The sequence below is a fragment of the Haloferula sp. genome, assembly GCF_049672945.1.
Classification (GTDB): Bacteria; Verrucomicrobiota; Verrucomicrobiia; order Verrucomicrobiales; family Akkermansiaceae; genus Haloferula.
Window position 1 is genome coordinate 17,924 of record NZ_JBATWY010000131.1, and the last position, 11,456, is coordinate 29,379.

The window sequence follows — 11,456 nt, forward strand, 5'->3', positions numbered from 1 at the left end:
GAGGTGTCGGCTTAGTTCGCCTCTCCTAGCAGCGTTCGCAGAAAACCGAGGTTCTCATTTTTCCGTTTCACCACCAACACAGCGGAATCACTACGCCGGATCACCTCGCTGGCATGACTCCCTAGAAGCGCGATCGACAAGGCATTCCGACCATGGCAACCGATTACCGTCAACACCGAATCCACCTCTTCTCCACGCCTCATCAATGCCTCGCCCGCCGACTGGCTGTCGATCAGCACCCGCTCCCATCCCTCAGGTTTACTCGAATGTTTGGCGAGGAATTCCCGCAACTGCTCACCCGCCAGTTCCCGCACGTGCTCACGCAGCCTCTCGGGATTGATCGCCATCGTCGCCTTGCCAGCCAGTGGCATTCCAACGACGTGGACCGCTTCGCGCGGAGCCAGTTTCTCAGGATCAAGCGTGGCGAAAGCATCAGCCCAATCGAGGCAGAGCTCTGAAAGATCCGAGAAATCGACTCCCAGCCGAATCCGCGCTGGAGGTGCCGTTGAATTCGGCGGAACCGCCAAAACTCCGACCGGACTCTTCCTTGCCAAACGCTCGGCGAGATTCCGTGAATCATCATCGTGAATTGAAACGATCACCAGATCATAAGTTCCGCCCGCCAGATGAAGCAGCACCGAACGCAGGGGATCACCGTCTTCCGTCATCAGCTTGACCGGAATCCCTTTCATCATCTCCAGCAAGACCTCCCCGTTGTCCTCGGGGTCCGTGATCAACTCGGGAAGCTCGAGTCCGGGGTACTCAGGCACCACCGCATTCCGACACCACAAGCTGTCCACGCCCTCCACCTGGGAAGCTTCTGCCACACAACGGCACCATGGCAACAAGGCCGACACCGGTGTATCTCCACCCCACACCAACAAAATCCGTTTGAACCTCTTCATGATCGACTGCCCCATCCAAACATGACCCAAATTTCGTGCAACTGGAATCGCTTGAAGCCTTTCCAATCGCTCCATTCGAGCTCCGTCCTCAGGGTCCTGAAATCCCTCTCCTGATAAGAGTTGGAAAGCAGACGCTGTGCCGCTTTCCTCCCCCCATGTCCGATCCCGTCCGCGAGCTGTATTCCGAGCACCGCTATCCGGCCCTCAGCCATCCTGAGGCGCACCCGGCCGTGCTCTGCGCCTCATCCCGCTGCGCCGGGGTCGTCTCTCCCGCCCTGCCGGAGAATTGCCGCCTGCTGGAAATCGGCTGCGCCTCCGCCCACCACCTGCTGCCGCTTGCCGCCCGCTACCCCGACAGCCATTTCACCGGTATCGATTTTTCCGACACCGCCATCCGCAGCGCCAGGCGGATCGCCGATCAGACCGGCTTGAAAAACCTCACCCTCGAGCACGCCGACCTCCGGGAATGGACGGCGGGAGACGAAAAATACGACTACATCGTCGCCCACGGCATGCTCTCGTGGATCCCCGATCCGGCCAAAGAGGCACTCCTCACCTTGGTCTCAAACTCGCTCGCCCCCAACGGTGTCGCCTGCCTCAGCTACAACACCCTTCCCGGCTGGTCGCTGCGCCATGAAGCCGCCGCGATGGTCAAGGCACTCCCCGCCCTCGCGCCGGATGGCGATCTCGACGCCCTGCTCGAAAAACTCGCCCGCACCAGCTCGATCAGCCCCTCACCCCACGCCCGGGATCTGGCCGCCATTTTTGAGGACATGCGCCGCAAAGGACCGGAAATACTACGCTTCGATGAGTTGGCCCCCGTCAATGACCCGCTGCACTTCAGCCAGGTGATCCACTGGGCCGGCCAGAAAAAGCTGCGCTACCTCAGCGAATCCACCCTCCCGGAAAACCTCCCACCCCAACTCGCGCCGGAAACGCTCATTCACCTCCAGTCCCTCGCCGGTGATCCCGTGCTCCTTCAACAGACGCTCGACCTGCTCTCCGGCCGCACCCACCGCAGCAGCCTGTTCTGCCTCGCGGACTGCCAGCTCGATCTGGCCACCACCTCATCCGTCGTGCTCCACTTTTCCGCAAGACTCGTGGAACCCAATCTCCCCCGCGAAGCGATCACCGGCGAACTGGTCGAGATCTTCCACGCTTCTCTAACAGCCGCGACCCCATCCGCCCGGGAAGTCACCACCATCATGGAGGAATGCGCCATGCGTCTCGGCAAGCGCTGGGATCCCGCTCAGGCAGCAAAGGCGATTGCCGGCTGGCTCTACCAAGCCGCCCGCCTTGGCTGGGTCGAACTCCGCTCCGACGAAACCCTCATCGAACCCGTCCCACCCGAACGCCCGACCCTTTCACCACTCAACCTCAGCTTCGCCCGCGCCGGCCTCCCTCTCGTCGATGCCTTCCACAAAAGCTGCCACTTCCCCCAAGAGCATCAGGTCGTCGTCGCCGCTCTCGATGGCACCCGCTCCCGCTCCGAACTCGCCGAGTTCGCCAAGGAAAAAGCCCCCGAACTCCACTTCGAACCGTGGCTCGTCCACCTCTCATCGCGCGGGCTGTTCAAGAAATAGAAACAACGAAATCGCGCGAAACGACGCGAAAAATTCCGCTGAGAAAACAGCCGATTCCGTTAGAAAAAGGAGGGCGGCGGAAACGTCGTCGACGCCCTCCGTTGCAGAGTGGTTCTACCCTCTTGAAAATTCTCGCCCGTTCGCGATTTCACCCCCAGCCCAATCGCACTCTAAAAGTCTCCAAAATACCTTTCAAACTTCGCGTCGTTTCGCGCGATTTCGTTGTTCCGATCTCTTCGTTGTTCCAAACCCAACCCCCCTTTCCAATCGCCCGGCGGAATTGAGACTGATAGCAAAGGACTATGGATTTTCTGAAAGAAGCCCTCAAACACGATCCCTCCCGCAGCACGGAAGAGCAACTCGCCACCTGGAAAATTGAGCTCGAAAAGCTACGCAGCCGTGAGATCGACCAAAACCTGCGAATCGTCGAACTCGACTACGAAAAATCAAAGCTCGAACTCAAGCTCGCCGCACTGCTCCGGCTGCTGGTGGAAAACGGAACCATCGACGCCGACCGCTTCACCGCCATGATGACCGTGATCGATGCCGAGGACGGCAGACTCGACGGCCGGGTCACGCCCGAAGACCCGGGCCGCAGTCCCTTCGTGGCCTCTTGATGAACCAATGCCCAAACGGCAGCCGTTCCAATCCTGACTCCACCTTTTTCCTCGACTTCCCGCCAAGCCATCCGAATTTCCGCTTCCCATGAAAATACTAATGACCGTCGCCCTTGCGACCACTCTCAGCCTCGGATCCGCCTTCGCAGGCGGCGAAGGCTGGACCCACGATTACGAAGCAGCGAAAAAACAAGCCGCCGCCGAAAACAAGGACCTGCTCATCGATTTCACCGGCTCCGACTGGTGCGGATGGTGCATCAAGCTCAACGAAGAAGTCTTCTCACATGAAGAGTTCAAGGAAGGCGTGAAGGATGAATTCATCCTCGTCGAACTCGACTTCCCAAAAGACAGCTCAAAACTCTCCGAGGAAACTCAGAAACAGAACCGCGAGCTGCAACAGAAGTATGCCGTCCAAGGATTTCCCACCATCTTGCTCACCGACTCCGATGGCAAACCCTACGCCCGCACCGGCTACCAACCAGGTGGCCCGGAAAAATACGTCGCTCACCTCAACGAACTTCAGGAAGCCAAGACGACCCGCGATAAGGACTTTACAGCCGCATCGGAAGCCGCAGGCGTCGACAAAGCCCAGTCCTTGGTCGATGCCCTCAACAAGATGGAACTCGAAGACGCCGCCGTCGCCAGTTTCTACCCTGAAGTTATCGAGCAGATCAAAGTCGCCGATCCAAATGATGAAACCGGCTTCGTCAAAGGGATCGAGTCCAAACAGAAGTTCGCCGAGTTTGAGAGCCAGCTCAACCAGTTCGGCCAGAAGCAGGATCACGACGGCGCCATGGCGCTCGTCGAGAGCACCCTCTCCGAGGGCGAGTTCGAAGGAGAACAAAAGCAGCAGATCACGCTGATCAAGGCGATGATCCTCGCGGAAAAAAAGCAGTTCGATGAATCCCTCGAGACCCTCGATGCCGCCAAAGCCATCGCCCCAGAAAGCGAAATCGGCGGCAGGATCGACAGCTTCAAAACCCACATCAACAAGATGAAGGCTGAAGCCGGAGACAACTCGGACGCCCCAGCAACCGAGACCAAGAAGGACGGCGAGTAAGCCGGCCTCCCCAGATCATTTCCCAAGCGCCGCCGGACCCTGCTCCTGCGGCGCTTTGGCGTACCAAAGGAGCGCTCATTCTCAATTTCCAACGCCAGAGCCCTCGCCTCATGCGATCCGTCCATCCATCACCAAAAATGCCGACCGAAGCGACACCTCGAACACCTCCCATCACCTGAAGGCAAATCCCGCACGAAACGCCCCACTACCGCCTCATTCCCTTCTCTCAAGGGGACTGGGACAATCTTCAATGTCCTACCCCTGATTTTCAGATGGTCTCATTTTTGTTCTTCCGAACAGCTTTTTCTGGTTGACCAAATTCCTTCGATCTGCGACATCCTGCGCCATGGCCAAGACCGCAGATCCTTCCGAAAAACTCGCCGACGCCCGCAAGCGCAACCTCGACCTCGCCATCTCCCAGATTCAGAAGGAGTTCGGTGAAACCGCCATCATGCGGATGGGCGACGAAAACGTCGTCGACATCGACGTCATCCCCACCGGCAACCTCGTCATCGACCGCGCTCTTGGCGTCGGCGGTTTCCCCCGCGGCCGGATCATCGAGGTCTTTGGCCCGGAATCTTCCGGTAAGACGACCCTCACCCTCACCGCCATCGCGCAGGCCCAGAAAAGGGGGGGCCTCGCCGCTTTCATCGACGTCGAACACGCCCTCGACCCCCAGTATGCCCGCAAGCTCGGCGTCAACCTCGACGACCTGCTCATTTCCCAGCCCAGCTCCGGTGAAGAGGCCCTCCAGATTTGCGAAGCCCTCGTCCGCTCGAACGCACTCGATGTCGTCGTCCTCGACTCCGTCGCCGCGCTCGTCACCAAACAGGAACTTGCCGGCGAGATCGGCGACTCCACCGTCGGCGCTCAGGCCCGCCTGATGAGTGCCGCCATGCGGAAACTCACCGCCCTGATTTCCAAAGCCAGCACGGTCTGCATCTTCACCAACCAGATCCGTGAAAAGATCGGCGTGATGTTCGGCAGCCCCGAAACCACCCCCGGCGGCCGCGCCCTCAAGTTCTTCTCCTCCGTCCGTGTCGACATCCGTCGCATCGGTCAGATCAAGACCACCGACGGCACGGTTCAAGGCAACCGCACCAAGATCAAAGTCGTGAAGAACAAGGTCGCCCCACCTTTCACCACCTGCGAATTCGACATCATGTACAACGAAGGCATCTCTTCGACCGGTTCCCTGCTCGATGTCGCCCTCGAGTTCGATCTGATTCAAAAGCGTGGATCATGGTTCGCCTACAATGGCGAGCAACTCGCCCAAGGCCGCGATGCCGTCAAACAGGCCCTCAAGGACAACCAGGAACTCTTCGACGAGATCACCGAAAAGGTCCTCGTAAAGCTCAACGAGGCGAAGAAGTAGAAAGAGCCGAAGCTCGTCCGCATGGGAGGAGCGACGCCCCCGTCGCTCAAACGCAGGGTGTCTCCCACCCTCACAAAAACATCGCACGAGAACGTGCCACGACTGAAGAATCCCAACGGGATTCCGGATTTACAGCCCAGGGTTGCCCCAACCCTGGGTTTTTCGCGCCATCATCCATCCAACGGCCTTGCGGAGCATTGACGCGGCCCACATCTTGGAGAACCACGGATGACGCTTCGGACCTCTTTCCTCAGCGACACGAGGGCGTGCCACCGCCCATCAACGCCTCGCCACCTGCTTCTTCCGCTTCTTCCGCGCGGCCGTCACCTCGGCGATCAATCGATGCAGCACCAAGCGGTGATCCAAGCCCGTCGTCACCAGCGCCCGGTCCGCCTTGAGCGCGGATTCCATCACTTTTCTCAAGCCCTTCATCTCGAAGGCACTCGCCGCGCCCATCGAAAGAAACAGTGGATAGGCATTCACCCCACCCGCCTTCTTCTGCGGAAGCCAGGCTCGCTGAATCTCCGGTAGCCGATCCAGCTCCGCAGCAAATGCCCGGTAATTCGATCCTGACACGCCGGTCTCCGAAACCACCTTCGCCATGAACAGATTCCGCACCGTCGGAATCACCGACGCCCGCATCACCGCAATCGCACTCTCCCCCTGCTCAAGTTGCTGATCGATCAACTCGATCGCCCGCCCGGCATCACCATTCTGCAGCGCCTTCCCAACTTCGAAAATCACCCCCGCCCGGCTCATCGGCACCATCTGGCGCACATCTTCCAGCGCCACCGTCCGGCGCTCGGTGCCGAGATACAAATCGAGCTTCTCCAGTTCACTGCCAATCTGCCGGGTCGCCTCCCCCGCCAGCATCACGAAAAGCTCCATCGCCTCCGCCTCGAACTTCAGCCCGAGATCCCGCGCCCGACCATCCACCAGCGCCGCCACTTCCTCCTCCCAACCGTCGCGCGAAGTATCGATCTTGTCGTAGCTCTTCACCTCCGCGTTCTTCTGGAGAAACTTCCAGAACGCCCGACGCTTATCGATGCCGGTGGCACTCAAAAGAAACACCACGCCGGGCCCGAGTCCGGCCGCCAGGCAATCCTTCAGCGATTCCACCCCGCTCAGCGTCCGGTCCGAACGCCCGGTGACGTCATCGATCAAAAAGGTCGCCGACTTCAACCAGACCACCTTCTCCCCCCCGAAAAACGGCAGCGTATTGAGAGCCTCCACCACACTCTTGCAGATCTGGAATGCCCCTTCGGAGTTGTCCGCCGTCCCATCGATCATCTCATGCGTGAAACCATCGTCATTCCCCCCGGTCAACTCGCGATGCAGTCGCAAGGCTTCCTCCTTCACCCGCCCCTCGTCGGTTCCAACAATCGCATGAATCTGTGATTTCCCGGCCACGCCCGGAGACTACGTGACCTGCCACCAATGCGGCAAGAAGCGACCTCCCCAAGAAGCAGGGATTTGCAATCCCCGAGGGTAGAGCTGGCCTGAGGGGTGCGATGATTGCGAATCCCCGCTCCTTGCTAGTGCTCCATTCCCTTCACCCGCCTCCAGAACACCTCAAAGTCCCCATCACATTCCTCGATCAGGGCCGCAAACCTAGGCACCTCCGCCTCGTAAGTAATGAAGGAATTCAGGCGCGCGTTGTTCACCGGGTCGTCGATCCATGAAGTCAGACCGCCACCCCACTCTCCCCGCAGGCGTCTTAGACTCCTCTTCAGCTTCGCCAGCTCCCGCTCCTTCGCCTCCCTTTTCTCGAAGACACAGCCATCCCGTGCATAAATTTCCTTCAAACGCTCAATGGTTTTTCCAACCAAATCCCCGGCCTGCCTGATCCTCCCCTGCCGGTCCTCATACTTCTTCACCAGCTGCGGCCTCCCCGTCGCCCGAAACCAACGCTTCACCCCTTCCCGTGCCACCGCTTCCGCCATCCCCTCGTTGAACGCGGTATTATTACGAACATAGTATTTACGATGCGTCAATTCGTGGAAGATCAGCTCGGCAAAATCCACTTCCTCGTAGTCAACGAAGGTATTCAGCACCGGATCCCGGAACCACCCGAGGGTCGAGAACGCATCCACCTCACTGACCCAGGTCTCGTAGCGCTGCTTCTCAAGAAGAGCCGCTTCCTCCCGCGCCTGATCCTCGCGAAAATAACCCCGGTAGTCCTGCCGACCGACCACCGGATACCACCAATCCTTCGGCTCCAGCGAAAGCTCCGGTGCCGCATAAACGACCCACACCAGATGCTCCCGACCCAAATCGGCATAGAGTTCATAGCTCCCTCCCGAAGGCATTTTCAATTCCTGCTCAGCGAAGGCCAACAAGCGCTTCGTCAGCGCCAGGCGCTCCTTGAGGTGCTCGTCGTCCGTCTCTGCCGCCACCTTTTCGATCGGTCGACGCTTCGCAAGCACTCCCATCTGTCCAGACACCGCCTGCCCGTAAAACTCGACCGTTCGGCAAGACGTCAGAACCAGCGCGATCAGCGCCAGCAGCCAAATGCCCTTAGATTTCATCACTCGCTGCGTCCCGCTCCGCCTTCTTCTTCGCCCGTGCCTCACGGAAGAACCCCTGCAGCAATGACAAGCACTCTCCCTCCATCACACCCGGCACCACCTCACAGCGATGATTGAGCGGCGGGTTCGAATCCAGAAGGTTGATCCACCCCCCGGCCGCGCCCCCCTTGCCATCGGCACAACCGAAGACCACCCGGTCCGGCCGGCAATGCACAATCGCCCCCGCGCACATCGGGCAGGGTTCCTTGGTCACGTAAAGCGTGCAGCCCTCGAGCCGCCAATCCCCGATCGCACTCTGCGCCGCCGTCAAGGCCAGCATCTCCGCATGCGCCGTCGCATCCTTGAGCGTCTCCACCTGATTCCACGCCCGGCCGATCACCCGCTCATTCTTCACGATCACACAGCCAATCGGCACCTCATTCGCCGCATACGCCAACTGCGCCTGACGCAGCGCCTGCCCCATGAAATGCGCGTCTCCACCAATCTCGATCATCTCGTCCACGCCCGAAAAGCTGATCGGCCCGCGCGAGAGAGTCGAGTTCTTGTGGGCAGCCCGACGGGTATTGATCGGATTACTGCCCAAGCCCGCTGGCACCCCTAAAACCACCTTCAGGCAGGTTCAAAAGCGTTCGTAGTCCCTCCTTTAGGTGGTCGAGGCAACCAACGAGACCGCCTAAAGGCGGGACTACGAACCCTTGGCCTTCAGCTGTTTCCAAATCTTCCAAGAATCCCTCGCTTCCAGCTTTGATCTTCGTCCATCGCCATTCATTCTCCCCCCGTGATCCCGCCGACCCACAAAGACCGCGTCATCGCCCCGTCCCTGCTCGCCGCTGATTTCTCGAAAATCCGCGAGGAAGTCACTCGCGCCATCCATGCCGGGGCCGACTGGCTCCACATGGACGTGATGGACGGCCATTTCGTCGACAACATCTCTTTCGGACCCGCCCTGATTCAAGCCGTTCACGAAACCAACGACATCTTCCTCGATACCCATCTGATGATCTCGCGTCCGGATCACTACCTCGACCGCTTTCTCGCCGCCGGCTGCGATCTGATCACCGTCCATGTCGAGGCAGAGCATGATGTCGCGGAAACTCTGCACCGGATCCACAAGGCCGGCCGACTCGCGGGTCTCGCACTCAACCCGGCGACCCCGATCGAAGACGTCAAACCCTTCCTCGACCAGATCGACCTGCTGCTGTGCATGACAGTCGTTCCCGGCTTCGGCGGCCAGGCCTTCATGCCTGAGGTTTTGCCCAAAATCGAAGCTGTCGCCGAGTGGCGCGACGAAGCAGGGCTCTCTTTCCATATCGAGGTCGATGGCGGCATCGATCAAAAAACTGCCTCGCGTGTCGTCGAAGCCGGTGCCAACGTCCTCGTCGCAGGCTCATCCACCTTCAAGGCCCCTGACATGGCCGCGGCCATCCGTGACATCCGGAAGGCCTGAACCGACGAATTCCAGCCCCTGCGGCGCTTAAATCCCAAAACGTCATGAAATCCTCTTCACTCATTGCCATCGCCGCCGCTGTAGCCGGCTTCGCCATTGGTTGGGGCCTCAAGCCCACTGGCGACGCCGTCACGCCAGACAAACAGGCGACTTCAGAGCCTCCAGCCCGCGTGCGGCCCAATCAAAGCGAGCTCGTTGCTCCGACCAGCCGCAACACCGGACCAACCCGGGCGGTTAGCCTCGCCGAGGCCGAATCGCAGACCGTCGACCCGGTAGCCATCCGTCGGGATAGGGCCTTCAGCCAAGTCACAGGGCAGCGGGAAAAGGCCAGACTCGCCCGCTTTGCCGAAGCTCTCGGGCTCGAAGTCGACCAACTTGAGGCCGTCGCCCAGCTGCTCGCCAAGCACAAGGGATCCACCAACGCCTCGGCCGACAGCCTTCTGACCGACGCCGCCGATGGCGATCTCGGCTTCGACGACGCCCTGCTCGCCCTGCTTACCAATGACCAAAAGGCGCGACTCCAGGCCTTCAAAACTCGCACGGTCGAAAACCGGGTGGAAGCCAGCGCCATGCGCGACCTTGCCAAAGTCATGAACACGGTCGACCTGAGTGCGGACCAGCGGGAGACCCTGCTCAACACCTACCGCGAAAAAAGCCGTATCGAGCATGCTTCCGAGCCCGATGCGTGGAGCCTGCTGACCGACACCAGCGGCCACTATGGACGTAGTAATTCCGCATCTGGAAGGTATCGCGATATCTTCACCAATCCGGAGGTGACGGACGACCCACAGAAACTGGCGCGAGCCATCGCTGAAGAGGACGCCAGACAGATCGAGGAAGATCTCGACATGATCAGCGATGAGCTGACCGATCAGCAGCTGTCTGAATTGCGCGCGGCCAATCAAGGCAGCTCCACGGCTCTGTTCGGAAAGTCCATCCGCGATCCCCGCTTCCGCTAAGTCACGTGGTCACCATCAACGGAGAAGTCGTCGACCCCATCTTGATCGACGAGGCCTTCATGCGGATCAAGGCCGCAGCGGAAGGAAAGAGTGAGAGCTCCTGTTGCGAACGCGATGACGAATTCCTTGAGCAGGCGAGAAACGAAGTTATTGAAGGAATCCTGCTCGCCCAAGAGGCCGAACGGATCATTCCCACGCCTGAGCAGGGGGAAATCCGCGAGCACTTTGAAGAAACCTTGCGGGAATGGCGGGCGCACGGGGCCTCATGGGACCTTCTCGAAGCCCAGCGCGACCAACTTCGCGGAGAAATCGTGGCCAAACTGAGAATGGATCGCTTCGTCGAGTCGGTCTGGTCAGGGCTGCCCGAACTGGGCGAAAACGACCTGCACGCCTGGTATCGCGATCATCAGGACGAGTTTCGCCGACCAGCCCGCAGCAAGGTGCTTCACCTCGTCATTTTTCCGGATGAATCGAATCCCGCCGACGACTACCGAAAGCTGGCCGGCATCCGCAATGACATCCTCGATGGTGCCGATTTCGCCGAACTGGCGTCGGCCCACACCCAGAAGGCTGATCGGGAGATCGATCTCGGCTGGATCGAACAGGAACGCATCCTCAATACCTTTGAGTCGATGCTGTTCTCACTCCGCGAGAATGAAGTCAGCCCGGTCTTCTACTACGAACAGGCCCTGCACTTGATCTGGCCGGTGATAGTCGAACCCGAACACATCGCCCCCTACGAAACCGTTGCGGACCAGGTGCGTGAAATGGCACTCACCGACCAGCGGCGTCGCGCACTTCATGAATTCGCGCTCAAGCTCAAGACCGAGGCGGTCATCGAGCATGAGGCCATCAGCTAGCAGTCTGTCGGACTTGAGTTCAGCGGTGGTGTCGCGCGGCGGGGTTTGAATGGGTTTGGGGATCATTCCGAGCGACCTCTTGGCGGCTCGTCCTGGCGTATCCTGCTCTTCTTGGGTCGGGC

The 11,456-nt window shown here is 59.8% G+C and carries 11 protein-coding genes; 7 read left to right on the plus strand and 4 right to left on the minus strand.

The window, feature by feature from the left end; genetic code table 11:
- Window positions 1–11: 11 nt before the first annotated feature.
- On the minus strand, window positions 12–905 hold the full coding sequence (locus tag WBG04_RS11610; protein ID WP_424314593.1) for a universal stress protein: 894 nt from the start codon (window positions 903–905) through the stop codon (window positions 12–14).
- A 155-nt stretch (window positions 906–1,060) separates the two neighbouring features.
- Here WBG04_RS11610 and WBG04_RS11615 point away from each other — a divergent pair, with 155 nt between their 5' ends.
- The 4 genes from WBG04_RS11615 (at window position 1,061) to recA (ending at window position 5,540) form a co-directional block, all read left to right on the plus strand.
- On the plus strand, window positions 1,061–2,488 hold the full coding sequence (locus WBG04_RS11615) for a methyltransferase domain-containing protein (protein WP_424314594.1): 1,428 nt from the start codon (window positions 1,061–1,063) through the stop codon (window positions 2,486–2,488).
- 302 nt (window positions 2,489–2,790) lie between these two features.
- Window positions 2,791–3,105, plus strand: a complete 315-nt coding sequence (locus tag WBG04_RS11620; protein ID WP_424314595.1) for a hypothetical protein — start codon at window positions 2,791–2,793, stop codon at window positions 3,103–3,105.
- A gap of 88 nt (window positions 3,106–3,193) precedes the next feature.
- Window positions 3,194–4,165 carry a thioredoxin family protein gene (locus WBG04_RS11625; RefSeq protein ID WP_424314596.1) on the plus strand — a complete coding sequence of 324 codons (972 nt, stop codon included), beginning with the start codon at window positions 3,194–3,196 and terminating at the stop codon, window positions 4,163–4,165.
- Window positions 4,166–4,511: 346 nt separating this feature from the next.
- Window positions 4,512–5,540, plus strand: a complete 1,029-nt coding sequence (recA, locus tag WBG04_RS11630; RefSeq protein ID WP_424314597.1) for a recombinase RecA — start codon at window positions 4,512–4,514, stop codon at window positions 5,538–5,540.
- 279 nt (window positions 5,541–5,819) lie between these two features.
- Here the strand turns inward: recA and holA are convergent, their stop codons facing one another.
- The 3 genes from holA to tadA form a co-directional block, all read right to left on the minus strand.
- Window positions 5,820–6,950 carry a DNA polymerase III subunit delta gene (gene holA, locus WBG04_RS11635; RefSeq protein WP_424314598.1) on the minus strand — a complete coding sequence of 377 codons (1,131 nt, stop codon included), beginning with the start codon at window positions 6,948–6,950 and terminating at the stop codon, window positions 5,820–5,822.
- A gap of 125 nt (window positions 6,951–7,075) precedes the next feature.
- Window positions 7,076–8,068 (minus strand): aminopeptidase, encoded by a 993-nt coding sequence (locus WBG04_RS11640; protein WP_424314599.1) that lies wholly within the window; start codon window positions 8,066–8,068, stop codon window positions 7,076–7,078.
- Window positions 8,058–8,561, minus strand: coding sequence for a tRNA adenosine(34) deaminase TadA (tadA, locus tag WBG04_RS11645; protein ID WP_424314603.1), 504 nt, complete (start codon window positions 8,559–8,561; stop codon window positions 8,058–8,060). The genes WBG04_RS11640 and tadA overlap by 11 nt, the downstream gene beginning before the upstream one ends.
- A 285-nt stretch (window positions 8,562–8,846) precedes the next feature.
- Here tadA and rpe point away from each other — a divergent pair, with 285 nt between their 5' ends.
- Genes rpe through WBG04_RS11660 form a run of 3 tightly spaced genes read left to right on the plus strand, consistent with a single transcriptional unit; the run spans window position 8,847 to window position 11,334 of the window.
- The gene (rpe, locus tag WBG04_RS11650) at window positions 8,847–9,515 is read left to right on the plus strand and encodes a ribulose-phosphate 3-epimerase (RefSeq protein ID WP_424314600.1); all 669 of its coding nucleotides are present in this window, start codon (window positions 8,847–8,849) and stop codon (window positions 9,513–9,515) included.
- 44 nt (window positions 9,516–9,559) lie between these two features.
- Window positions 9,560–10,474, plus strand: coding sequence for a hypothetical protein (locus WBG04_RS11655; protein WP_424314601.1), 915 nt, complete (start codon window positions 9,560–9,562; stop codon window positions 10,472–10,474).
- 5 nt (window positions 10,475–10,479) lie between these two features.
- Window positions 10,480–11,334: a peptidylprolyl isomerase gene (locus WBG04_RS11660; RefSeq protein ID WP_424314602.1), complete on the plus strand. Its 855-nt coding sequence runs from the start codon at window positions 10,480–10,482 to the stop codon at window positions 11,332–11,334.
- Window positions 11,335–11,456: the final 122 nt, after the last annotated feature.